Origin of the sequence: Rhodopirellula sp. P2 (assembly GCF_028768465.1) — a bacterium.
Lineage (GTDB): Bacteria > Planctomycetota > Planctomycetia > Pirellulales > Pirellulaceae > Rhodopirellula.
The window spans coordinates 7,200,809-7,225,082 of sequence record NZ_CP118225.1 but is presented as its reverse complement, the minus strand read 5'-3'; the positions used below and the strand labels follow the sequence as shown (position 1 = coordinate 7,225,082).

At 59.1% G+C, this 24,274-nt stretch carries 21 protein-coding genes and 3 pseudogenes; 8 read left to right on the top strand and 16 right to left on the bottom strand.

From position 1 onward, the window contains the following. Positions 1-212: 212 nt before the first annotated feature. Entirely contained in the window at positions 213-656 is a 444-nt protein-coding gene (locus PSR62_RS25445; protein ID WP_338020258.1) for a cytidine deaminase, read from the top strand. Here PSR62_RS25445 and PSR62_RS25880 read toward each other — a convergent pair. The 7 genes and pseudogenes from PSR62_RS25880 to PSR62_RS25420 all read right to left on the bottom strand — a co-directional run. Further along, positions 603-746, bottom strand: a pseudogene (locus PSR62_RS25880) (hypothetical protein); the annotation flags it as partial. The gene PSR62_RS25445 and the pseudogene PSR62_RS25880 sit on opposite strands and share 54 nt — an antisense overlap. Further along, positions 689-820 (bottom strand): annotated as a pseudogene (locus tag PSR62_RS25875) (DUF1589 domain-containing protein); the annotation flags it as partial. The pseudogenes PSR62_RS25880 and PSR62_RS25875, both read right to left, overlap by 58 nt. Beyond that, positions 778-903: pseudogene (locus PSR62_RS25870) on the bottom strand (DUF1589 domain-containing protein); the annotation flags it as partial. The pseudogenes PSR62_RS25875 and PSR62_RS25870, both read right to left, overlap by 43 nt. 62 nt (positions 904-965) lie before the next feature. Continuing rightward, positions 966-2,369, bottom strand: a complete 1,404-nt coding sequence (locus PSR62_RS25435) for a DUF1552 domain-containing protein (RefSeq protein ID WP_274405758.1) — start codon at positions 2,367-2,369, stop codon at positions 966-968. Positions 2,370-2,435: 66 nt separating this feature from the next. Next, a complete protein-coding gene (locus tag PSR62_RS25430; protein ID WP_274405756.1) occupies positions 2,436-5,165 on the bottom strand; it encodes a DUF1592 domain-containing protein in 2,730 nt (909 codons plus the stop codon). A 151-nt stretch (positions 5,166-5,316) separates the two neighbouring features. Beyond that, the gene (locus tag PSR62_RS25425) at positions 5,317-6,975 is read right to left on the bottom strand and encodes a Y-family DNA polymerase (protein WP_274405755.1); all 1,659 of its coding nucleotides are present in this window, start codon (positions 6,973-6,975) and stop codon (positions 5,317-5,319) included. A 226-nt stretch (positions 6,976-7,201) separates the two neighbouring features. Further along, positions 7,202-8,512, bottom strand: a complete 1,311-nt coding sequence (locus PSR62_RS25420; RefSeq protein WP_274405754.1) for an ImuA family protein — start codon at positions 8,510-8,512, stop codon at positions 7,202-7,204. 98 nt (positions 8,513-8,610) lie between these two features. On the opposite strand from PSR62_RS25420, the gene PSR62_RS25415 reads away from it, so the two are divergent. Further along, positions 8,611-8,967, top strand: coding sequence for a LapA family protein (locus tag PSR62_RS25415; RefSeq protein WP_274405753.1), 357 nt, complete (start codon positions 8,611-8,613; stop codon positions 8,965-8,967). On the opposite strand, the gene PSR62_RS25410 is transcribed toward PSR62_RS25415, so the two are convergent. Further along, on the bottom strand, positions 8,952-9,272 hold the full coding sequence (locus PSR62_RS25410; protein WP_274405752.1) for a hypothetical protein: 321 nt from the start codon (positions 9,270-9,272) through the stop codon (positions 8,952-8,954). The genes PSR62_RS25415 and PSR62_RS25410 overlap by 16 nt on opposite strands. Positions 9,273-9,768: 496 nt before the next feature. On the opposite strand from PSR62_RS25410, the gene PSR62_RS25405 reads away from it, so the two are divergent. From PSR62_RS25405 to PSR62_RS25380, 6 genes are all read left to right on the top strand, one after another. Beyond that, positions 9,769-10,590, top strand: coding sequence for a hypothetical protein (locus PSR62_RS25405; RefSeq protein ID WP_274405751.1), 822 nt, complete (start codon positions 9,769-9,771; stop codon positions 10,588-10,590). 84 nt (positions 10,591-10,674) lie between these two features. Beyond that, positions 10,675-11,115, top strand: coding sequence for a GNAT family N-acetyltransferase (locus tag PSR62_RS25400; RefSeq protein WP_274405750.1), 441 nt, complete (start codon positions 10,675-10,677; stop codon positions 11,113-11,115). Positions 11,116-11,252: 137 nt separating this feature from the next. Further along, on the top strand, positions 11,253-11,648 hold the full coding sequence (locus PSR62_RS25395) for a hypothetical protein (protein ID WP_274405749.1): 396 nt from the start codon (positions 11,253-11,255) through the stop codon (positions 11,646-11,648). A gap of 212 nt (positions 11,649-11,860) precedes the next feature. After that, on the top strand, positions 11,861-12,856 hold the full coding sequence (locus tag PSR62_RS25390) for an AAA family ATPase (RefSeq protein ID WP_274408302.1): 996 nt from the start codon (positions 11,861-11,863) through the stop codon (positions 12,854-12,856). A gap of 62 nt (positions 12,857-12,918) precedes the next feature. Next, positions 12,919-14,199 (top strand): DUF58 domain-containing protein, encoded by a 1,281-nt coding sequence (locus PSR62_RS25385; RefSeq protein ID WP_274405748.1) that lies wholly within the window; start codon positions 12,919-12,921, stop codon positions 14,197-14,199. After that, positions 14,196-16,457 (top strand): transglutaminase domain-containing protein, encoded by a 2,262-nt coding sequence (locus PSR62_RS25380; protein ID WP_274405747.1) that lies wholly within the window; start codon positions 14,196-14,198, stop codon positions 16,455-16,457. Before PSR62_RS25385 ends, PSR62_RS25380 begins: the two co-directional genes overlap by 4 nt. On the opposite strand, the gene PSR62_RS25375 is transcribed toward PSR62_RS25380, so the two are convergent. From PSR62_RS25375 to PSR62_RS25340, 8 genes are all read right to left on the bottom strand, one after another. Next, the gene (locus tag PSR62_RS25375; RefSeq protein WP_274405746.1) at positions 16,423-16,824 is read right to left on the bottom strand and encodes a DUF971 domain-containing protein; all 402 of its coding nucleotides are present in this window, start codon (positions 16,822-16,824) and stop codon (positions 16,423-16,425) included. The two genes, PSR62_RS25380 and PSR62_RS25375, sit on opposite strands and share 35 nt — an antisense overlap. Then, positions 16,821-18,836 carry a YjhG/YagF family D-xylonate dehydratase gene (locus PSR62_RS25370; RefSeq protein WP_274405745.1) on the bottom strand — a complete coding sequence of 672 codons (2,016 nt, stop codon included), beginning with the start codon at positions 18,834-18,836 and terminating at the stop codon, positions 16,821-16,823. Before PSR62_RS25370 ends, PSR62_RS25375 begins: the two co-directional genes overlap by 4 nt. Beyond that, the gene (locus PSR62_RS25365; protein ID WP_274405744.1) at positions 18,817-19,491 is read right to left on the bottom strand and encodes a zinc metallopeptidase; all 675 of its coding nucleotides are present in this window, start codon (positions 19,489-19,491) and stop codon (positions 18,817-18,819) included. The genes PSR62_RS25370 and PSR62_RS25365 overlap by 20 nt, the downstream gene beginning before the upstream one ends. A 214-nt stretch (positions 19,492-19,705) precedes the next feature. Continuing rightward, positions 19,706-20,158 (bottom strand): DUF420 domain-containing protein, encoded by a 453-nt coding sequence (locus PSR62_RS25360; protein WP_047813277.1) that lies wholly within the window; start codon positions 20,156-20,158, stop codon positions 19,706-19,708. Between the two features lie 3 nt (positions 20,159-20,161). Then, entirely contained in the window at positions 20,162-20,857 is a 696-nt protein-coding gene (locus PSR62_RS25355) for an SCO family protein (RefSeq protein ID WP_274405743.1), read from the bottom strand. A 269-nt stretch (positions 20,858-21,126) separates the two neighbouring features. Continuing rightward, complete coding sequence (locus tag PSR62_RS25350) at positions 21,127-22,317, bottom strand: DUF2786 domain-containing protein (RefSeq protein ID WP_274405742.1); 1,191 nt, start codon at positions 22,315-22,317, stop codon at positions 21,127-21,129. A 71-nt stretch (positions 22,318-22,388) separates the two neighbouring features. Next, positions 22,389-23,285, bottom strand: a complete 897-nt coding sequence (locus PSR62_RS25345; RefSeq protein ID WP_274405741.1) for an ABC transporter permease — start codon at positions 23,283-23,285, stop codon at positions 22,389-22,391. Positions 23,286-23,296: 11 nt separating this feature from the next. Next, the gene (locus PSR62_RS25340) at positions 23,297-24,271 is read right to left on the bottom strand and encodes an ABC transporter ATP-binding protein (protein ID WP_274405740.1); all 975 of its coding nucleotides are present in this window, start codon (positions 24,269-24,271) and stop codon (positions 23,297-23,299) included. Positions 24,272-24,274 lie beyond the last annotated feature (3 nt).

Sequence of the window (24,274 nt, the reverse complement as noted above, 5' to 3'; positions counted from 1 at the left end):
ATTTCGGACGGGATGGCAGGCCGGTGCGGTCGAAGCGTCTTGTTAAAATGGGGGTTCCGTGCCGCATCGGCCGAGGTCCATCGCGGCGGAGGTGCCCCAAAATGCGTGTTGCCGCATTGCTTCAGGGATGAATCCAGGTACGCTATCGGGACTTGATGGCGGAATCTGCTCCTCTCTTCGGTGAGTCTACTTCCTTGTCTCTCTATCCTGCCATGACCGATGTTCACAGCCAAACGTCCGAGATCGATCCACCCAGTGACGAAGATGTCCAGCGTTTAGTTCAGGCGGCCATCTCGGCTCGCGATCATGCGTACGCGCCGCACAGTCACTTCTACGTGGGGGCGGCTTTGTTGACCCACGACGGACGTGTGGTCGAAGGCTGCAACGTTGAAAACGCCAGCTACTCGTTGACGCAATGTGCGGAACGAACGGCGGTCTGCACCGCCGTGGCAGGCGGTTATCGAATGTTCCATGCCGTGGCAATCGCCAGCGTCGGCGGTGCGATGCCCTGTGGTGCTTGCCGGCAAGTGCTGGCCGAATTTGGATCGGATCTGTTCGTTTACACGATCGATGTGATCGATGGCGAGCAGCAAATGCGTCGACTATCGGACTTGCTGCCCGACGCCTTTTCGACGTCCAACATTCCGAAGCGGTGAGTCGCCGGCACAACAACGTCTTGGTAGCTGGATTCGCCAGAATAGCGTAGGCCAGGTTCTACCTGGCGGGGCGATTGGACGGATATCGCTGGGGCTTGCGGGGGCGGCTGAACGCCTCGCTTTGTTCCAAAGCATCGGCTGGGTGCCAGGTGATGACCTGGCCTACGTTGATGGCTTCACCGGGATCCAGTGTGGTCCCTCGCTGACGCGTCGGGTTGTGATGTTGGTAGCCGGATTCGCCAAGAATTCGGATGGGCGCGTTGGTGGGCGGTCCGAATTCTGGCGAATCCGGCTACGGGACGTTGAGACTCAGATCAGTTCCGTGACTTTCCCGTCGCTGTCAGCGAACGATTCCGCGGGAACATCGAGTTGCTGAAGCATGGTGACAAACAGGTTGGAAAGGGGCCGGTCTTCGTGAGCGATCTCTTGTTGCCACGGTTCGCGGCCACCGTCCCAGGCACCGCCCTGCGGATTGGAGCCAGCTTTGTTGATGTACTTCCCGTGCTTGAATCCCATGTTCTTGCCGCCTGCCAAGATCAACGGGTAGTTGCGAGACAGGTGGAAGGCGCTCGATGCGGAGCCGAACAACAGCAGCGTGTTGTCGAGCATCGACCCACGTCCGGCGGGTTCGTCGGTCGCTTTGAGCTTGCCGACGAAGCGTCCAAATTCTTCGTTGAGGAACTGGCAGTAAACCGCAAAGTTCTTCCAGCCACCTGGGTTCTTGGTTTCGTGAGAGAGTTGGTGAGCCAGGCTGAAGCCGACAGCGCGCGCCAAGTGATCGCTGATTCCCACGCCGTTTTCGCGACCGATTTGGTAGGTGGCGACACGGGTCGAGTCCGTTTTAAACGCCAGGTAGATCATCTCGAACATCGTCTGCAAGTACTCACGCGGTTCGTCCGGTGTGAGGTTGAGGTTCAAGTGATCCGCGTTGACCGTTGGCAGGGGCGTGTTGAGCCAATGCTTTGCTTTTTCAACCTTGATCTCGGCTTCGCGAACGGAGTCGAGGTATTCATCCAGGCTGGATTGATCGCGTGACGAAAGCGTCTTGCGAAGCGATTGGGCATCGGCCAGCAGGTCATCCAATGCACTTTGGCTGAGTGCCAAGCGGCGTGCCGCATCTTCGTCGCTTTTGACGAAGAGCATGTCGAAGATGCGTTTGGGACGGTTCTCCGCCGGGATGGCGCGACCATTTCGATTGAACGAAAGAGTGTGTGTGCCTCGCGGTGTTCCGGTGCCACCATCGGTTGACATCACGAGCGAGGAGTACCGGGTTTGGTTGCCGACGTATTCCGCGTAAATCTGATCCAGCGAAATGTTGTTCTTGTAGGGGCCATTGGATCCGGTGTCGGCGGCCGTCAGAAACTGGTCCGCGTTGGAGTGCCCGTGGACGCTGCGTGATTGGGGGTGCGAGAAACCAGACAAGATGCTGATCTCATCCCGCAACGATTCCAGGGGTGACAAGGCCTTGGTGAACGTGAAGTCGTCTCCGGCACCATGCGGGAACCACGACCAGTCTTGGTAGGCGGGGTCTTCCGGCAATGGCATCGGCACACCATCGGGGAAATAGAAGCATGCCAGTCGCTTGGGATCCTTGGTTTCTTCGGAAGCTCGCACGGCGGACATCGCGACGGATTCGAACAGTGGCAGTGCCAGAGCGACACCGGTGCCGCGAAGAAAACGGCGACGGTCGAGGCCATTCAGATTCAAAGTCATAGAAGCTTCCTTGGAGACTGCGAACTTGGCGAAAGGAATGTGTGTGGTGGCACAGCGAGGCGGAGATCACTTGGACTGAAAGAGGTCGCTGGCTACCAATTGCTGAATCATCGTGGCCAGGCCATCGTCCTGTTGGCGAACTTTTGCGGTGATTTGATCGACGCTGGAGTGGTCTGCAAACGTGAGCGGACGCCCGAGGGCGAAGGTTGCCAGTTTGTGCACCATCGCACGAACGAATTGGTCCTGGCGATCTTCCAGCAGGTAACGTTTGAGGCCTTCGACGCCGGAGAGTTCCTGTTGATTGAACAGCGTGGCAGTCGCGTCGACAGGTTTGCCGTTGATGGCGTTGCGCCAACGGCCGACCGCGTCGTAGTTTTCAAAGGCGATGCCCCAGGGGTCAATCTTGGAGTGGCACGACATGCAGGCGGGATGGTTGCGATGGTCTTCCATCCGTTCGATCAGCGTCATCTTGGCGATTTCTGGATCGGCCAGGTCGATTTCGGGAACCGCAGGTGGCGGTGGTGGTGGCGGGTCGTTGAGGATGCTTTCCAGCAACCACACGCCACGCTTGAGTGGGTGTGAGTTGGTGCCGTCGGAGTTCATCGCCAGCAAACCGGCTTGCGTCAGCAAGCCGCCGCGTCGAGGATCCGATGGCAGTGCGACTCGGCGAAAGTGGTTGCCGTGGACGTGGGGGATTCCATAGTGCTGGGCCAAGCGTTCGTTGACCATTGCGAAATCAGCATGGATGAAGTGCAGCACGCTTTCGTCCTGCTGCAGCATTTCGTGAAAGAACGCGATCGGTTCTCGCTGCATCGCCTCTTTGAGCGAGGGGCTGAGTTTCGGTTTGGTTTCGGCGCCGTTGAGGAAGTCCAGGAGTTGAAGGTCGAGCCATTGATGCACAAATTGCTGGCTGAAGCGTTCCGCTTTGGGATCGGCCAGCATTCGGTCGATTTGAGCCTTCAGTTCATCGGCGGATGTCAGTCGCCCATTGTCGGCGAGTTCGAGCAACTCGTCGTCTGGGACACTGCACCATAAAAACAGTGCCAGTCGCGTTGCCAGTTCATGAGGTGTCAAGCGATCGATGGCTGAGTCCGAGTTGGGGGACTCGGTTTGGGTCTCACGAACGACGTACAGAAAGTTCGGTGAGGAAAGGATCGAAGCCAGCACTTCCGAGGTGGCTTCTTCCATGGATTCACATTGGCCGCGAATGGCGGTGAACAGTTCGAGTTTTCGTTGCACCTCCGCTTCACTGGGTGGTCGCCGCCAGGCTCGTCGCATGAACGACGTCAGGATTTCTTGAGCGTATTGCCGTTCATCATCACGCTGCTCACTGGCGAAGAAGATGCGTTGGTGAGAAGCGGGTGGCCACTGATCGTTGACGGGGGCGACGACCTCAACATGGTCAATTTGAATGGCTTCTTTGGAAACCGAGCTGTTGACGAACCGGATGTACTCCGAAGGGCTGGGCATCGCTCCCATCTTGGAGGCCCCGCGGACGGAGTTGCGTGGGTAGATGTCGCCCAGCGGAACGTCCCACTCATAGATCTGCGGTTCGTCTGGCGAGGCGGTCACCTGTTGGTCAGCGATGCTGACTCGCATGTCCGCGCGGCCTTCGTTGCTGGCTCGCCAGCCGAAATCCAGTTGCAAACTGGGCGGGTGCAATTCGTCGTTCGACGTGTCGTGCTCACGCAACCAAGAGGCTCGAACACGAACTCGCATGACGCCTTGGTCGGGGACTTGGTCGCCCAGTTCCACGATCAGCTTTTGATTGCGACCGCCGGGCAGCACGGCGACGAGATCCGAGGTGGGCGGCATGACTCGCGGTGCGTCTTCGGAATCCATGGCATAGCGAGCACCGTTGTAGGCCCAGGTTGCCGCGACCTTTTGCCCGGTCGTCAGGTTCCTGTAATGGGTGTCTCGCGGGACCTGTTGAAAGGTTTCGCGAAGCGCGTCGACTTCTTGCTTTTGTTTTTCAGGATCGTCTTTGAGTTTTTCGGCCAGTTGATCAAGTTTGGATTGTTGTTGGTGCCGGTCGACCTGGCTGTTCTGCTCCATGCTGATGCTCCAGTGGATTGGAGCGGGTTGCTCATCGAGCACGATGGCTCGGTCGAGAGCTTGTCGGGCCAGTTCGCGATAGGTTTCCAAGTGCTTGACGGACATGTGCAGCATTTCGGAGCTGTTCTGGAAGCCGTCGTCCGAGTGAGCTTCGGGAGGCAGGTCTTTGGCGAACTCGTAAGGCAGCCCGAGAAGATCCTGCAACGCATGATTGGTTTCGTAACGCGTCAAGCGGCGGAATGACGAGTGGCCGCTGGTGGCACGTCGAAAGGTGGAGGCGACTTGGATTTCGCCCGACAGCCACTCGACAACCGTGCGGCGGTCTTCGTCGTCCATCTCCAGTTCGTCCGGCGGCGGCATCTCACCGTTGTTGAGCACGGCCAGGACTTCCACCCACCAGTCAACGTCGTCGCCTTCCAGCAAGTTCGGATCGAGCGTGTCGATTTGGATGTTGCCTTCAACATTGCCGGGGCCATGGCAGTCGAGGCAGGACTCTTCCAAAATCGGGACGATGACGTCGCGAAAGGTCTGCAGGTCGGCTTGGGGTGCCAGGGTCTCGGTCGGACGAGTGCTGGGTTCCCGGTATTTTGAGTGACTCGCGCCGTGCTGTTTGATTTCTTCCAAGGACCGGGAAGGAGCGGGCGAACGCTCTTCCGCCCTCAGGCAGATTCCTGAGAAACAAGCCCAGCAAAGCAATGCGAACAGTGCACGCGCATTCGCACGGAATGGGTGGGCGAACATGAGCTGGTTGGGGATGGCGGGAGGGAGGAGCGTCCATGAAGGCATCCCGTCAACGATGAGACGGGGGCCCACGTGGAGTAAAAGCAAAAGGTGGGGACTTTCTACGCTCATTCCAATGGAGTGATCATTATGCACCGTTTTGCAATGCGTTTCAATCGAAGCTTCCATGAAGTTGCCAATTGGCAGGATGATTGAGGTCGCGAAATACCCACCAACGCGCACCATCTTCCAGTTCCACTCGGAAGTAATCACGGCGAACCATCGGGCCCTGCCACCATCGAGTTTCGATTCGTTCGGGGCCCCAATGCTGATGGACTTTCCACACGCGACCGCGATATCGAAACCGGGGGGGGAACTGATTTTCGCCCAGGGGCTCTTGGTCATCGCCTAAAGGAGTGAGACGCTGAGGTGAGGGATGCAGTTGAAGTGGCCGCCGGCCCGCATCATGGGTCGTTGGGGCCCCCTTGCGAGTCGCGTCCCCCGAGCGAAGCTGAGACTCGTCATGGTCTTCTGCCGTGGCCGATGATTTGGCTTTGGATCGGCGTCGCCTCGGTGGGGTGGCAAGTTTGCGACCGCGGGATTGCGTCATCGGAAAGTCCGACACGGTGTCTTCGGGAAGCGGATCGCGATTGATTCGAACACCTCGCACGGAATCTTCGCCCAAGCGACCGCTCAGAGAATCGATCAAACGAGCGATGTCGGTTTGACGTGTCCAATCGGTTTGAGTGTCATTTTCGAAGGCGGGCCCGAAAATGGACGGTTGAGTGCTGGCCAAGATCGCGTCTTGCAACACGTCCAACCGAAGGTGTGTGACCTTGGATTGGCAGGCGTGGGATTCAAACGCACCGATCATCAGATTGCTGAGGTGATCCAGGTCCAGCGTCGGTGAGAACAATCCGGATTCCAGTGTCACCGGGGGCGACTCGGTGAAGTCGACTTGGCATCGCAAACGCAGCACGCCTCTTCCCAGTGGACGCAAGGATGCGGTGGCGGATTCGATCAAGCGAATGATGCGATCGCGAATCAGGTCGACGGCATCGGTTGGGTATTCCAGTTCCAAGGCGGCGGTGTGTTCGGTCGGGATGTCGATCGCGAGAATCGATTCTTCGACTTCCCCGAGTGCTTGGGCGATGCGGTGGCACAAGCCGTGGCCGATGCGAGTGGCCAATCCGTTGCGTGGCAATTGCAGCAGCGAGCCGATGGTTTCGATTCCCAATCGTTGCAAGGTTTCCACCTCGGTGGGATTCAAACGCAAGGCGGATGGCGGCAGCGTTTGCAGGGCTTCGCGGGTGCGCTCAGCAGGAGCCAAGAAGAAATCGAAATCGTTCTTGGTGGGATCTTTGGTTCGCGTTTGAGAGGGCGCGTGAGTGGCCAAGGCCCAAGCCGCGCCGAGTGTGCTGGCGATTGCCAAGCGAGCTTTCAAATGACGGCGTTTGAGAATGGTGGCCGCGGCGGCGAGCAAGCCTGGTTCATCGCCGAACAAATGAGTGACCCCCTCGATTTCAGCGACGAGCGCCTCGGGGTCATGTCGAAAGCGTCCTGCCCATTTGAATCGGTCGAGCGTTTCCAGGGCGATCTGCGGGCACAGGTGGCTTTGCAGTTCCGTGGCCAGCGAATGCAACGCGCGGCGATCCGCCACGCGATCATGTTCATCGATGATCGCGGCGGGGATTGGCGGGACGCTTTGGTTCGCGACGCTTCGGCTGGAGTTGTGTTGATCGGCCAGCGTGGTCGTGATGTCAACGGCTTGCGCGATCGGCATGCCCAGTCGCACGCCCAGGGCCGCGGCGTGTTGGCAGTTCGCCGCCACGATTCTTCCGCGACGCGGGTCGGCGTGCCAAAGGATCAATGGCGCGGTGGCGGCTTGGGGGCTGGACGGGTGAGCGGAGAGTTCAGGCTCGGCCCTCCCCTCGCTCCGCTCGACCCTCCCAGCGGGAGGGTGAAGTGGGGGGTGGCTGGCGCTTCGCTTCAGTTTCTCAGAGGGAGGGTGAAGGAGCTCGCGGTCGTTGCTTGACGCGACTTTCTCGGTTGGATCGTTATCCGGCGGCGCGGCGTTGGGGTTCTCGCGGAGGAGGCTCGCGGCGCGTCGACGTTGGACGGGCCAGTTGGGCAGCCAAATGCACAGCAGCCTTTTCATGATTGTTTGCCGTGGATGTGTCAGTGGTCGCGGTGGCACCGACCATGTTCGAGTGGGCAGCGAGGAAGGGCCGTGAATCCAAGTCGTGCAGCATCGCGTCGGGGGTGATCGCCAAGAAGGCTTGCCGAGCCACGCTGGTTTTCGCGCGAGGCATCGTCACGTGAGCCACTCGAAGATCGCGATGGCGACGAAGGTTGGTGGGTGGCAGAGCGGAGCGTGAGCGGGGAAGCAGAACGATTTGTTCGGGCTGAGCCGGGACGGATCGCACGTGCCAACGCACCGAAGCAAATGATGGCTGCCGGCCCGCGGAAGCGGTTCGCACGAGCAGGCCTGGTGTCTGCCCGGTTTCGGCGGCGAGTTGCAGGCGGCGAGCGTCTCGGTCGTTCAGGTTCCAGGGCAGCATCGACCACACCGCGGCGACGGAGCCACATCGCAGGGCTTGATCAAGCGTCCACACCGCGTCGCGCCGGTTCGTGACGCGGCACCACACGATGCGTTCCGCGGGGATGCCACACGCAACGGCAGCGGGAGCGTAAAAGTGACCGCCGGGATCGACGACGATGAGGGGGCCGTCGTGGTGAGCGTGGGCCGCTGATGGAGGTTGCCCAGTCGTTCCCAGCATTTGAGCTGCGGCGAGCAAGGAGAGCGTGCCAGCCCCGCCGCCTTCCGTTTCTGCAATCCATTCGCTGATCGTGCCCCGCCGCATCCCGCCCCCGGGCAACCAAGAATCCAGCACCGAGGACCCGGTTGAAAATCGCGGCGTGGAATCGGTCGCGACACGCGGATCCGAGATCGCTTCGGCCTGGCGACGCAGTTTTTGCAGCAACGCCTCGCGAGTGGTGGGTTCCTGTTCGGCCCTCCCCTCGCTTCGCTCGACCCTCCCAGAGGGAGGGTGAAGTGGGGCGTGGTGGTCGCTTCGGCCGACCGTCCCAGCGGGAGGGTGAAGTGGGGTGTGGTGGTCGCTTCGGCCGACCGTCCCAGAGGGAGAGGGAAGCGGGGTGTGGTGGTCGCTTCGCTTGGCTTTCCCAGCGGGAGGTCGAAGCGGGGGGGCTGCGTGACGACGCTTGGTGATTGAGGTTACAGTGGAAGGAGCCACTGGTTCTTCCCAGAAAGCAAACGTTTGCTGTTCGGGAACTCGTTCCAAGACGCTGATTGACGCGGTCAAGCGGCGTGGGGCGGAGAGGTTTTCGGTGGAAACGCTGTTCGGCATCGTCTTGTTGCCTGCCTGGTTGGGTCAGTCCGTTGAGCCTAGCAAACATTTGCTAGCAAATCCCTTTTTTCGCGAAAAATCACCCTCGCCGATTTCACATGCTCCAGAAAATCCGCTGGTTTTTGTCGTTGCTGGCCGTCTTGGTCGTCGTCATCGTGGCGTTTCAAAACCAAGACTCGGTGCCGCTCACGATTCTGTTTTTCAGTGGTGAATACCCACTGACGTTGCTGCTGCTGGGCTGTTCCGGTGTCAGCTTTGTGCTGGGATGTTTGATGACGGCATGGAGAATTCGCAGTCGTCACAAGGCTCAGGCCGCCCGAACTCAGTCAGCCCGGGAGTCGGGAGCCAAGCAACAGGAGGCTCCCGCCAAGAAAGCGTCTTCCACGAAGGAAAATGGGGGCGCAGACAACCAAACAGCCGAAGCTTCCATCGGCTTGGATCAGGAAGCGACCTGAACGTTGTCGGCGGCGGCGTCAAAGTCGCTGGCCTTCTGTTGCGACGCGGCGCGGCGGCGAGCCACCAAATCGTGGCGACGCAAAACGGCCTGGGCGAGATCGCCGATTCGCTGAATGGGACGTTCGGTGGATGACCGTTGGGCTTCGAGTTGTTCTCGTCCTTGGCGAATCAGTTCCGCCAGGGCCAGCAGTGTGGATTCGGACCCGTTGTTGGCGCCCTTGGTCTTCGGTGCTGCGGTCACGGAGACCGAGGCGATCACGGGCGAAGTCGGTGCGATGGCGTCGAAGAGGGAAAGCTGAGTCATTCGAAAAACCTTCGTCAGTGGGGCGGGAGGCCGAAGTGACGTGTGGGGCACGTCTCACTGAAAGGATTGTTCGCTTGTCCCGTGACACGTTTGGTCACGCGAGCAAGGCGTTGGGATCTGACGCCTGATGGGGTTGTCCTGGCAGGGGGTGGCCGCACTCCCTAAGGGTGGTCCGTAAAGTGTTTGCCTTGAACGACTTGGGGAATTAGTGTGTCCGGTGATTGATGAGCCGTTGTGGTTGCCAGCACACCCGAATTGCATGGTGGACATGGCGGTTGTTCCCACTCAAACGACTTGGTGCGATTGAGTGGGGGAAGTCTCAGCGAACCTCTTTTCCTTTTCCCCACACCCTGCCACCCCAGTCCTTGGCTTGTCGACGGTTGTCATTGCCGTTGAACAGCTTGCTGGTGCGTGAGCGCTGCATCAACGGGCTTTCCCCTTGCTCTGGAAACCAGCACCTGCGTCTGTCGTCAAGCAATCCACTCGCTCGGTGGCCATGTCATTGGCCGCGGTGGGGGCGATCGCATTGGGCATGTCATTGGCATGCGTGGTGACGGAAACGACTCAGCTTTTGCTGGTGTTGTCGTCGCTCAGTCACGAGATGATCGCGTGGTCGAACGGGGGAGTCGCTCTGTTGTTGTTCGTGGTGACCATCGCGTACGCGTTCCCGCTGTTCTCGCGAGCGCTTGGGGCACGGGTGAGGCACCGTTTCCCGGCTTGGACGCGTCGGAAGCTGCGGCTGACAAATTTGGGAGCGGAGCGACGTTTCCTGCGTGTCTGCTTGATTGTGCTAGCCGCTTTTCCGCTTCAAACCAGTCTGGCGCACGCCGTGACGTTGCGAGCCTCAAGCGACGACCGGCTGGCACCGCTGGTTTCGCCTTGGTGGTTCATGGGGTTGGCGATTGCCATGTTGGTGGCGGGGGGGCTGGTTCACTTTCAGTTGCCCAGGCTTTATTTGAAGTGTCGTCATGAGTCGTTGCTCAACGGCCTGCGGCACTACCCTCGCGGTGTGGCGCTTCGCAGTTTCATTGCTCAGTGGGACAATCCGAGTCGGAACATCTACTTGTCGTGCCGGGTCAGTCGCCGGGTCGCGTCGGCCCACCGCGTTGGGATTTTGATTTCCGCCGCCTGCTTCTCCGCGGCGGGGTGTTTGTTTGCTCGCGTCGAGCTGCCTTGGGTGTTGGATGAGCTCGCAACGGTTGTTGCGATGGCGGGGATCTTCAGTCTGTGGCCCACCGCGACTCGGATGGTGGACTGGAGTGGCTTGGTTCTCGATCCGCTTTGCGGCGATCCCGACGAATTCGACGAGTACGAGTGAAAACCTGCTGAGTCCGCTACAATCGTCCCTGTCCGAGCCAAGAGGCGCGCAACGAGACGTTTGACGAGACCGGGAGGCAGACGATTGGAATTCCTTGAAATCGAATGGTGCACTCCGTTGTACCAGGAGGCACTGGATCTCAGGCATTCCGTGCTGCGCGAACCGCTGGGGCTGAAGCTGACGGCGGAGGAATTGGACGGTGAATACGCCGAACTGCACTTTGGATTGCGGAATGGTTCCGAAAAATTGGCGGCGGTGGTCTCGGCCAAGCCCTTGACGTCCAGTTCGGTCAAATTGCGGCAGATGGCGGTTGCTCCAGACCGGCAAGGCGAAGGCATTGGCGCCAAGTTGTTGGCCGAAGTCGAGGCCTCCCTGGAGCAGCGGGGATACACCCAATTCCAATTGCATGCCCGAGAGACAGCGATCGGTTTCTATGAAAAATTGGGCTACACCCCGATTGGAGAAACCTTCACCGAAATTTCTTTGCCGCATCGCAAGATGGTGAAGCCTTATGATGATGTCTGAACCGTCCGCCACTCCCCTGGAAATGGGATGAATGTTCGTGACGCCTGTTGGCAGAAGCACCTCGATTCGCAAAGGGTGGCCGGTTTGATGGACCCGTCTTGTCTCCGTTTTGATCCTCTCTGTTTCGCTGGGCGTTCATGAATTCACCAAGCTTTTCTTCTCCTTCCGACGATGCTCCAGCCGTTCGCCCCAGCGGCGAGGACCTGTCTCAATTTCGGGTGGCCAATCCTCCCGATAGCGCGCAGTTGACGCAGTTTGTGACCACGATCAAAAACGCTGAACAGCAGGTGGGAGAGAACATCATCGAAGCTTTGAAGCATCCCGGCAGCGTCGCCGTTTTGACCACGGCCGTCTTGGGACCCGATGGGCAGCAGCGAGTGTTGTCGATGGCGCTCGACGCGGACCGCATGAGTCAGGTTCAGGAAATGCTTGAGTCCTCAATGGAAGAACGCGAAGACGAAGAGCCCTGCTATGGCTTTCATTGCTTGGTCAAGACAAAGGCTGACAAAGAACCCACCCGCTCCAACGAATAGCGAACTCCAGACTCCAACACACACCTGGTTCCCCGGCAGGATCGATCCCCGTGACGAAACGGTATCCTCTGATCGAACTTCCCGAATCCAACGGCAGTCCAATCCAGCGGCTGTTTCAAAAGTCAGGTGCCACCTCGAACGCTTCTGCTTTCTTTGCAATTCACTCGTCCTCTCATCTTGCGTGATTCGTTTTGTATTCTCCCGCTCAACCTGTGACGCCTCCAGCAGAAACGTTGTCGGCCTCCTCTGAATTCAAGTCCAATTTGCCGGATGAGCTGCAGTTACCCTGGCGGCACTTGCAAGAGGTTTCGACCCGGTTGCGTCAGGTGATTCGCGGGAAAGAGGATGTGATCGAAGCGTTGTTGATCGCGCTGTTGGCGGAAGGCTCCGTGTTGCTGGAAGATGTTCCTGGCGTGGGCAAGACAACGCTCGCGAAATCGGTTTCGCGATTGATTGATTTGGAATACCAACGGATTCAGTGCACGCCTGACTTGTTGCCAGCGGACATTTTGGGCGGACCGATTTACTTGCAATCCAAGGGTGAGTTTGAGTTTCGCCCGGGGCCCGTGTTCTGCAATCTGTTGGTGGCCGATGAGGTCAACCGAGCGTCCCCACGAACGCAGAGTGCGCTGTTGGAAGCGATGGCGGAATCGCAGGTCACGATCGATGGCGAACGCTATGACTTGAAGCACCCGTTCATGGTGATTGCGACCCAGAACCCGGCGGGATTTGAAGGCACCTTCCCGCTGCCGGAATCGCAGCTTGACCGGTTTCTGTTTCGGCTGACGATGGATTATCCCGACATGGAAAGTGAAATCGATTTGCTGTTGGATCAATCCGAAGCGGAACCCGTGGCCGGATTGAAGCCGGTCATGCACGCCGACGAATTGACATTGCTTCAAACTTGGGTCCGCCAAATTCGAACCGACCGCAAGGTGGCTGCTTACGTTGTCGCTTTGGCCACGGCCACCCGACAAGATTCTCGGTTGCGGGTGGGGTGCAGTCCGCGGGGCAGCAAAATGCTGATGCGTGCCTCCCAGGCGCGCGCCGTGTTGATGGGCCGAGACTTTGTCTTGCCCGATGACGTTCAGCAATTGGCAACCGCCGTCTTGGCACACCGGGTGAGCACACGCCACGGAACCGCGACATCCAATGAGAGTCGCCAAATCGTTGCGTCGATCGTGGACCAGGTTCCCGTCCCAGTTTGAATAGGCCACCAATGCAACGGGAATCCTCTGCCACGCGGAGCACACGCTGGTCGCGAAGACGCATGTTTTTGAAAGCTCTGCGGTGGTGCAACCCCATTGGCTGGTGGCTGGCGCTGCGTCGGAGTTTGACAGGCGGTTCAGTGACCCTGTTGTTGATTGGCATCGTGTCGATGAACATTGTTTGGGGCTATCCCTGGATGGGGATGTTCGCCAGTTGCTTCGCCATGTTTGTGGTTGGTTGGGGAATCAACCGAGTCATGTCGCCACGTTTGAAAGCGACATTGGATGTGCCCTTGGCGGTTCGAGCGGGGGAGGAATTTGTGGCACGTGTCTCACTGATTCATCAAGGTCGGTTGCCGGCGTTGAGCTTGTCGGTGGGATTGGACCCCAACCGCCGAAAGAGCAGTCGAGGAGACCTTCAGATCACCGTGGATGCTGCTGCAAAGCAGTGGATTCCCGAGATCGCTCCTGGTGAGACCGCAACGACGAACCAATCGTTGACCTTCCTGCGGCGAGGGGTGCATGTGATGCCGCCTGTCCGTGTGGAGTCGTTGTTTCCGTTCCACTTGTTTCGATCAACGCAATGGATCGACAGCGGGGAGTCGATGGTGATCACGCCCCGGCGACTTGATTGGGACAGCGACATTTCGTGGCAAGCCATCCACACCAGCCTTCGAGGGTTGGCCGTTGGTTTGTCGCAAGGTGATCACCAGCACTACGTTGGCAGTCGCGAGTACCGAGCGGGGATGCCGGTTCGGCGATGGGACTTTGCGTCCTGGGCTCGATTGGGCAAACCCATTTTGCGAGAGTTCAATTCGGCGGCCAAGCAGACGGTCACAGTCTTCATTGACACCACGCCAGGCGAAGCGGATACCCGTGCCATCTTCGCTTCGCGTTGGCGGCGATTGTCCGCCGACGAAGACGTTTCGCTGGAACGATTGCTGTCGATCGCTTCGGCTGGGTTGGAAACCTTGGTGGGAGCCAACGTGCAAGTGCGTCTGGTCGTTCCCTGGCAGGCTCCTTCGGTGATTCAAAGTCAGGAACGCAACGGGAATTTGCGTTCGGTTTTGTGCGAAGGGGCATCCGACCCGACGCCGCTGTTGATGGCTTTGGCGGAAGCCGAGGCGGTTGATGAAGCAACCGCGCAAGAGGTTTTGCAGGCCATGCCGCAGGCGGGCGGAACCTTCCACGGCGTCGTGTTTTCTCGCCGAGGAAGCGATGACGTGGATCTTTCTGGGCTGCCGGATTTGATGTGGTTGAATATCAATTCAGAACCGCAGGAAGCGTTTGGCAATGTCCCTGTTTTCAACACCATTCAACCGCCCACGGAGACTCTCGCATGACGGCTTTTGCACGGGAGGACGCGTTGGATTGGCGGGATTGGTTGGCGGATGATCGAGTCGTCTTGGGAGCGTTGACGTTTGGTTTGGCCGCGTTCCTTGGTGGGACGTTTGAAACCACACCGGCTTGCATGTTTGTCGCCACGGTCAGCCTGATCGTGGTGGTGCTGGTTCGCATGCGGTGGCCGGAACCCAGTGCTGCGCCGGTGAGCTGGAAGGCTCGTTTGATCCGTGGTGCGGTGTTGTTTGCCTCGCTGCTGGGGTCGATCCTGATTGTCTTCGGTTGGCGTTTTTATCCTGCGCTGCAAGGCACACCCAATGTGTTGTTGGTTGCGGTGGATTCGATTGGGCATGCCTCGTTGATGTTGCTGTGTGTGCTGTGGGTCCATTGGCCACGGGGTGGGCACGTCATGATGTTGGTGTTGGGGATGCTCACGGTTTTGATGGCGGTTGCCGGCGGTGGGTTGAGTTCCACCGTGACTGCGCAAACGGCATTGGGACTGACGGTGTGCATCGGTTTTGTCCTTGCGACACGGGCAATGAGCACCGCGTCTTCGAATCGTTTGCAGGTCGCGGGGCTTCGCTCGCACTCCGAGGGGGCCAAGCGAATCAGTGGGACGCTGTATCAGTTCATGGCTTTGTTCGCCATGTTGGTCGTGGCGTCTGCAACGACTCATGCGACCATTCTGTTCTTGCCAGATGTGCAAGCCGGAGTGATGGCTCAGCTCAACGATCGATTGGATGCCAGTTCAAGCCGGGGTTGGGGCGGGACGGATCGCTATGTCAGCGGTTCGAGATTGGGCAACGTCCGAGAGTCCATCTTGAGCGATCCGGCGGCGATCGCGTTGAGTGCGTTTGCTGACACGGAACCCGGGTATCTCCGTGGCAACGTTTACGATTCCTACAGCAGCGGACGTTGGCGAACGTCCCGGAAATGGGTGTTCCAGTCGCCGCCTGGCAGTGGTGTGCGGCGTGTCGCTGAAGCTCGTTTCTTGCAACCGGAGGGAGTCGCAACCACGCTGCTTCAGGATCCCGATGAACACGTTCGCAAACGCTATTCCATGCGGATCGGTGTGCTGGAAGAGGAGGTCGATCCGTCCATTGAATTGCTGAATTGGAATGGCGTCGCAGGCAATGACCTGGGTGGCGGGCAATTTGTCGGCGTGGTCGAGATTCATGGTGACCCGAGCAAAGGCCGCAAGGTTTTCTTGCCCGCATCGTCGCGCTGGATCGAATTGGCAGGCGACGGGATTGGGATCACACCACACGGGGTGTTGGGCTACGGCGTCGAAGTCCGTTGGCCTTGGGTGGCGGGGGTGCAAGAGCAACCGCCGGCCGAAACATTGAGTCCCGATGATCGCGATGTCATGGTTCGGGTGGAATCTGAAATCCGCTCCGAGATAGAGAGTCTGACGCAACGCTTGATGGTGGGTGCCAAGTCAGATGCGGAGCGGGCAGAGCGAGTGACGCAATTCTTCCAAGATAATTTTTCCTATTCGCTCGATCCCGTGACGGTTCCAGACGGGCTGGACCCGCTGACGCACTTTCTCCAGAGCCGGCATCGGGCGCACTGCGAACTGTTTGCCAGTGCGACGGCGCTGATGCTGCGGACGGTGGGCGTGCCGACGCGTTACGTGACGGGCTACGTGATGACGGAACTCAACGAGGCTGGTGACATGTACGTGGCCCGCAATCGGGATGCTCATGCGTGGGTGGAGTACTACGACGACGAGGCTTCTCGGTGGTTGCCGGTTGAGTCCACTCCCGGTCGCTCGTTCCTTTCGATGCGACGAAAAGAGCTGTCGCTGGCGAGTGCGGGAGGTGCCGGGGGAGCGGAGCAAGCCGAAGACGTCACGAGCAGCTGGTTTGCGCCCGTGCTGCGATGGTGGGCATCGGTGCGAACCACGGACACCTTGGTGACCCTGTTTCGCTGGTTGCAGATCCCCCTGCTGGTGTTCTTGGTGACACTGTTGTGGCGACGCAATCGGCACAAGGTCGATGATCAACGGAGCGTGCGTTTGGCGGCAGAGCGTCGCCGGATGGACCGACGGGTGCGGCGGTTGGGATGGATTCGGCGACCGAGCGAAACGCTCCATCGCTTTGCCTCGCGTCTGGAGGAGGAAACGATCACCAGTTCCTCGCATGAAGAGCTGCGAGCGGCCGCGAATTGGTACCGGGACCACGCCGTCCAGTGCTATCGGGGCGAAGACCCCGTGACGCCGTCGCTCACTCGCAAGAACGTCTCAAGCGTTCAAACGTGAACAAGCCGGAGGAGTGCCCATCGCTGAAACCGATGTTGTAGGCATACGTCCCCACCGGCCGCATCGATGCGATCGTGAGCGGGCGAGCTTCGGCTGCACTCAGGACGGGAAGTCCCATCAGCGGTGTTTTCTTTCCACTGCCTGCCTCGGCTTTCGGGTCGACCAGCGTCACGGCTTGGTGACCTCCGGTCTCGCCGCGTTTTTCTCGGCAGGTCGCGCAGGGGCAAGCGTCTCGCAATTCGCGAGCGGTCCAGGACGTCGACTCGCCGTCGTTCCAGACGATCCGGATGCCACGTTCCCCTTCCCGCTCGATGGCGGTGGGGGCATAGGCAACCGGATCTTGGATGGGACGCTTGGGGGCATTCATTTCGCGTCGGTCTCTTGAAGGGACGTCTCGGAGTGCTTTGCCGCGAGTGCGGCTTGGCCTGCGTTCAGGGTCTCGATGATCTTGTCGACATCGTAGGTGCAGCCGCCCCACGAGCCCCCGCCAACCTGTTGGAGCGCCGCCCACAGTCGCGTGTCATCCGGAATGTTTTTGTCTCGCTGCAGTCCCTCGGCGATGGGGCGTGTTCGCAAGGCTTCGACTGGATCCGCGCCGTCGACGGTGGCGACCAAGTCCACTCGTCCGTCCAGCGTTTTGCGGTCGATGATGATCTCCACGGTGTCTCCATCGCGGACTCGCCCAATGGGGCCACCGGCAAGTGCCTCGGGGCCGACGTGTCCGACGCAGGCCCCGGTGCTGACGCCGGAGAAGCGAGCATCGGTGACCAGCGCGATGTGCTTTCCAAAGGACAGGTACTTCAGTGCGGACGTGATTTGGTAGGTCTCTTCCATGCCACAACCGATCGGGCCACGGCCGATCAAGACGATCACGTCCCCGGCCTCAACCGATTGATCGGATTGGCCTTTGACTGCGGCGATGGCGTCGCTTTCCGTTGTGAAGACGCGTGCTCGACCGCGTTTGCGGTAAACGCCATCGTCATCGATCACGGATGGGTCAATCGAGGTGGCTTTGATGACGGAACCCTCCGGGCACAGGTTGCCAGAAGGAAAACAAACCGTGCTGGTCAATCCGCGTTCCTTGGCGACCGCAGGCGGCAGGATGACTTCGTCTGGATCCACTCCATCTGCGGCACGCAAGCGTTCACGACAAACTTGGCGACGTTCGGAGTTGTGCCACTGATCCAGCAGTTCATTCCAAGTCAAACCGGTCACGGTTTTTTCGTCTGCGTTCCACAGCCCGGCTTCGCGTAGATGCCAGGCGACTTCGGGGACACCACCGGCCAAGAACAATTGCACCGTTGGGTGCCCGACCGGTCCGTTGGGCAAGCAATCCACAAAACGCGGAACCGATTGGTTGACCCGGCGGAAGTCATCCGCGGTCGGGCGGCGGCGTCCGGCAGCAGCAGCCACGGCGGGGATATGCAGCAGCAGGTTCGTGCTTCCGCCCACCGCGGCGTGCATCAGCATCGCGTTTTCAAACGCTTTGTCAGTCAGCACATCATGGAGCGTCAATCCAGAGGCGTGCATCGCCGCGGCGGTGGCGGCCGCATCGCGAGCCAAGCGTGTCCAGATCGGTTGCCCACTGGGAGCCAGTGCCGCGTGCGGAACGGTCATGCCAAGCGCTTCTGCGATCACTTGGCTGGTCGCGGCAGTGCCGAGGAATTGGCAGCCTCCACCAGGTGTGCCGCAGGCTTTGCAACCGGCCACGGAGGCTTCTTCCAATGTCATTTCACCGCGGCTGTAGCGAGCCCCGATGGTTTGAACTTTGCCGGCGTCTTCGCCAACGGTTGGCGGCAATGTCACGCCGCCGGGAACCAGCACGTTGGCGAGGTGGCCTGTGCCGGCGAGCGCCATCATCATGGCGGGCAAGCCCTTGTCGCAGGTCGCGATTCCGATCACGCCTTTGCGGCGTGGTAGCGACCGGATCAAGCGACGCATCACGATCGCGGCGTCGTTGCGATACGGCAACGAGTCAAACATGCCGTGCGTGCCTTGTGTCCGCCCATCACATGGGTCGCTGACAAAGGCGGCAAAGGGGACTCCGCCGTCGCGTTCGATTTGTTCCGCGGCGGCTTGGCCCAGCAGGCCGACTTCCCAGTGCCCGGTGTGATAGCCAAGGGCTTGAGGGGTGCCATCAGGGTTGCGCACGCCGCCTTGGGTGCTGAGGATCAAGTATTGATCGCCGAGGACTCGACGGGGGTCGAATCCCATTCCGACACTTTGGGTCAGCCCAAACAGGTCACCGCTGGTCCAGGTTCGCAGGATCTCATCGGAAAGCGGAAGTTTACCGTCGGGACCATCTGCCTTGGTTGCCAAAGTTTCGGGGGCATCCAAGGCAGCAAAGTAGTCAGAAGGGTCAATCACTGCGTCGGCCACTGGTGAGAATCAGGAGGTAATATGCCAGCGTCATGATCGATTGCAATGTCGCGGCAACGTAAGTCAACGCGGCAGCGTTCAGAACCTTTGCGACATAGCGTTCTTCCTGCGCCGTGATCAAACCATACTCGACCAGGTGCTCGCGAGCACGGCTGGACGCATTGAATTCCACCGGCAAATTGACAACCTGAAAAAACACAACGGCCGAGAACAGGATCACGCCGATCCACATCAACGGTTGGAATGACATGATCGCACCGATGAACAACAACGTTGCACCGATTCCGCTGCCAAAATTGGCTGCCGGAACGGCGATGTTGCGAACCACCAAGGGTGCGTAGTGCTGAGCGTCCTGGAACGCGTGCCCGGCTTCGTGGCACGCCACGCCGAGCGCAGCCATGGAGCGGCCCGAGTAAACGTCCTCGCTGAGCCGCAAGACTTTGGCGCGCGGATCGTAGTGGTCCGACAATTTGCCAGCAACGCGTTCGATGCCGATCGATTGCAATCCAGCTCGGTCCAGCATCCGACGAGCTGCTTCGGCGCCTGACATGCGAGCGGGCACTTGCGACATCGCTGCGAACGACGATTTCACCTTCCACTGAGCGTACAATCCCAGCAAGAACGGAGGCAAAACAAACAGGAAGTAGATACCCATCGAAGGAATGTTCCTCAAAAACATCGATAGCAAACGCAATCGGCTTGGGGCTCTTTTGTCAGAAAGAGACGCTCCAACCGAGAATCAGCCGTTCTGACATCCGAAAACTCGTGTTTTCAACGGCAGAAAGCCAATTGGGCAGGCACTCGCTGCACCACTGCAATGTGTACGCAATTGCCGCACCAACGTTCGCGGCAATTTCTGTTTCAGATTGTCACGCGTACAGTTGGTAAAGCATCAAGTAAACCAGCACGCCGGTGACCGAAACGTACATCCAAATTGGATAAGCAAACCGCACCAGTTTCTTGTGAGCCACGATGCGGCCATTCTTGGCCAAGTAAATCGCTCGGAGGGCCAAAAACGGGACTGCAATGGCCAGCAAAATGTGCGGGATCAGAATCGACAGATACGTGTATCGAGCCGCGTCGGGAGCGTCCGCGGGAAAGCGGCGGTTGAACTCACCCGTCGATTGATACAACGCAAATTTGTGAAACAGATAGCACAGCAGGAACAGCATGCTGACGCCAAACGCGCGGAGCATCATTTGCTTGTGAATCTTCGCCCGTCCGTTCTTGATGTAGTACAGACCGAGGGCCAGAAAGATCGTGGCGATCAAATTCAGGGCCGCGTTGAGGTGCGGCAAATTGGCTGCCAATGTATCCCACATGAATCAAGACTTCTTCGAGGAGGCTTCTTCCTGGAGCATGGATTCGATGCTCGCTTTCAATTCCGCCAGTTGACGTTTTTCAGGCCAGTTGTAGAAGCCCTCGATTTTTCCGTCGGCATCGACCAGCACGAAACGCTCGGTGTGAAATTGTTTGTTGACCGGTTGTTGGAAAATCTCCGCCCCGATCCGGCGGATGTAATTCAGGTCACCGGTCAAGAACAACCATTGGTCTTTGTCAGCACCGAACCGCGCCGCGTACTCTCGAAGGACTTCCGGCGTGTCCGTTTCGGGATCGACCGAAATCGCGACAAAACGAACGCCACGCCCCGCAAACTCGTCCTGCAGCTCCTTCAGTTTCTGGTTCTGAGAAACGCAAATGCTGGGGCAGGTGCTGAAAAAGAAACTGACGACATACGGTGCTCCCTTCAGGTCATCGGTCGAGACCATCTCGCCGCTGCGTTCGAGCAGTTCGAATTCACTGAGCCAGGCGACGTCTTCCGGTGGTTTGGTGGGGGTGTCGTTGGCAATGTCTTCCGGGCGAAGGGTCGCGTTGTCGACCACCGCGTTGTCGTTGCCATAAATCACCTCGTCCGCACCTGGCCCATCCGCTGGGGCAGCGGAATGGCGGACTTGGCGTGCGAGCAGCCCCAGGGCAATTCCGGCAACGAGAATCAGAGTGACGTGAGTGAAGATTTTCATGGCGAATTGCCCTGATGGAGTGGTGGTTCTGGCGGACGCCCCAAGGGAACCCTGAGTCGTTTCCGAAAAAGGTGTCAGGTACCTTTTTGGGGGAATAGGTAGTTTGTGGTTGCCTAAGTTTCCAAAAAGGTACCTGACACCTTTTACGAGTGTGACACCTTTTACGAGTGTGACACCTTTTACGAGTGTGACACCTTTTACGAGTGTGACACCTTTTACGAGTGTGACACCTTTTACGAGTGTGACACCTTTTACGAGTGTGACACCTTTTACGAGTGGCCGAGGCGTTTGCGGCCGTTGACGGTGGAGAGGTCGTGTTTGGAACCGTGACGCTTCCCGCGATTGGCGGCGTCAGGGTCGTGCTGGTCGCGGCCGCTGCCTCGTGACATCACCAAGGCAATGCCGCATTCCAGTCTCAGCCAATCCACCGCGGCTTGTTGGACCGCCAGCGTTCGAGCGTGAATCAGGGCGGATTGGCTGAACGCTTGGTCTTCGGCCAGGCTGGTTGGGGTTTGTGTCAGCTGTTTGGGCATTCCACGAACGTAGCCCTCGGCGTAGGAGGCTCCGCTGCCACGGGAATGCCCGCCGTATTGCAGATGAGCTGCCGTCGCGATGGTGAGCAACAACTCGCGAAAAAGCAGGCGACAGTTTCGCACGTCATCGACCGGTCCGTAAAACCAAAACAAGGTTCGATTTTGTTTGCGTCCGTAGTACCACTGCACCATCGGGAATATTTCTTCCGTGACATAGGCGGCAAGAGATTTTTCCCACCCGCACGCTCGTCGTCCGTTCACCGGGCAAGCCATCCGCGTGTAAGAAACACTTTCGATGTTGTCATCTTCGGTGATGTCTTCGCGAGACAAATTGTGACGCAGCATCAGGCTCTGCATCATTCGCAAGGCGTTGCGTTTCTCACCTTCTGTGCTGGCGTGATTGCTGGCCGTCGTGTCGAGAGCACGCAGGCGGCGGAGGATCTTTTCGAACTCATTCTGAGTGAGAACCTGCTCGTTGTCCTGCGGCCGTTGAGGTCCAATCGCGGGCAAGGTCGATTCGGGTGGAGCGCCGGCGTACGTCCAGTGATTCACAACGAGGTAGTCGCCGTCGTCCATCGGATTCCAGGTGTCATGGATCTGATGGTCGATGAGGCAACAGAAGTGGCCGCCTCGCCGAGTGTCGCGTTTTTCGAGGTGAGTGATGACGACGCCACGAGGCAAACTTGCAGCGTCGAAGGCTTGGTCGTTGCCGGAGTGTCGATGCCACTGGTTGGCGCGAAGGTAGTCGTCCGCGACCGAGCTGCAGACGCCATTGCGGACCGTCTTGTTCGCAGACTTGCCCAGAGTTTGGTAGATGTCGCGATAGCTGGTGCCGGTCGCAATCGCGATCGCTCGCGTCACGCAGTCGCCCGCGAGGCCAACGAATCCTGCGGAAGATCGCCCGCCGTCATTCCAAATGAATTCCATTGCTTTGTCGTGAAAGCGTGAACAGGTGTGGCAATTGATGGTGACTCACCATCGAGGCCAACGCCGATGGTTCAAACCATCGTATCTGCCTTGCGGCTGCCTCGCATCAATCGCCACGCGATCAGAACCACCGCGATGGTGGCAACCACCGTCACCGTCCAGCAAGTGGTGGAGGACGGAGCGAAGCCTGCCGACGAGAGATCCAGGGTCGGGTTCAGCAGTCGACGCAGTTCCAACATGGAGTAGCTGAGCGGATTGAGTTGCATGATGCCCGCGAGTAGCCAACCACCCCAGTCGCCCATCGTTGCCGCACCGGTTTCGACCACCGGTCCCGAGAGGCTCCAGGCAGGGATCGGAAAGAACGTTCCAGCCAACAACCACATCGGCATCAAGCCCAGCATCATGATCGCATGGAAGCCTTGGGTGCTTTCCATTGGCCAGGCCACAATCATCCCCAGGGCGCACATCGCGATGGCAATGATGGCTAACAGCAACAACAGCCAGGGGAACGTCCAGGCAATCGAAGCCGCACCGACCACATACACCAGCAGCAGGAAAATCAACGCTTGAGCCCAGGCGATCGCAGCGCCGCCGAGTACCTTGCCCACCAACACAGGGAAGCGCCCTGCCGGGGAGACCAGCACTGACTGCATGAAGCCTTCGCGACGGTCTTCGATCACCGAGATGGTTGCGAAGATCGCGGTGAACAGAACGATCAAGCCGATGGTGCCCGGCAAGAAAAACTGTGAAAAGCTCTCACCGCCAGCGGATTCAAAGGAGCCTCGCAGGCCGGTTCCAAACAGCAACCAGAACAACAGCGGTTGCACGATCGCGGCCGTCACGCGGTTGCGTTGGCGAAAGAACCGGGTCCATTCGCGGCGGGCGAGCATCCACGCAGCGCCCATGCGAGCGGGCGTGGTCATGCCCGAAGTCGTGAGGCCTGGATTGTTGGAAACTTTGTTTTTCATCGCAGCAGCACTCATTGGAATTCTTTCCCCGTTCGAGCGACAAAGACATCTTCCAAGTTGGGCCGTCCGATGCTGATCGATTGGACGCCATTGCCGAGCACAGCAGAAACCTTGGCGACGATCTCCGGGGCATCGCATGGCATGCGAAGGGTTTCGCCAACGATTTGAGTTTCCAAGTTCAGTTCGCGTTGCAAGGTCGCTTTCGCGGAAGCCAGGTCATCGGGCACGATTGTCAGCACGCCGCCACCCAGATCCGCTCGCAAGCGTGAGGGAGCGTCGTCGGCGATCTTCTTGCCTTGGTCCAGCAAAACCACTCGGTTGGCCTTGGCGGCTTCTTCCATCAAGTGAGTCGTCAGCAGCACGGCCACGCCGTCACCTGCGAGTTGTTGCAACGCATCCCACAGCGACAGGCGAGCCCCCGGGTCGAGCCCAGTGCTGGGTTCGTCCAGCAGCATGATTCGCGGTTGATGGAGCAAGCCTTTGGCCAGTTCGACGCGACGTTTCAGTCCGCCGGATAGTGTTTGGCAAAGATCGCGACGTCGGTCGGTCAGTGAGAACTGTTCCAACAGAGCATCGCAGCGGCTGGTGAGTTCCCGTCCCGACAAACCGTACAGAGCACCCTGGCAACGGAGGTTCTCGTCCACCGTCAGTTTGATGTCCAAGCTGGGAGACTGGAAAATGATTCCGAGGCGGCTGCGAACGGCGTCGACGTGTTCGGCAATGTTCAGCCCATCGAGGGTCACGCTGCCGCGTTGGATTGGCAGCAACGTGCTGAGGACTCGGAACAGCGTTGTTTTGCCGCTGCCGTTTTTGCCGAGTACCGCGACGATTTCGCCGGCACGCACAGAGAGATCGATTCCGTCGACCGCCACCTTGTCGCCGTAGCGATGGTGGAGGTCGCGAATGTCGCAGAGAACATCACCCAAGGAGGACGCGGACTCGTTCGGCGCGTCGGTGGGGCTGGTTGCAGTCGAGGTCGTAGTCATGAA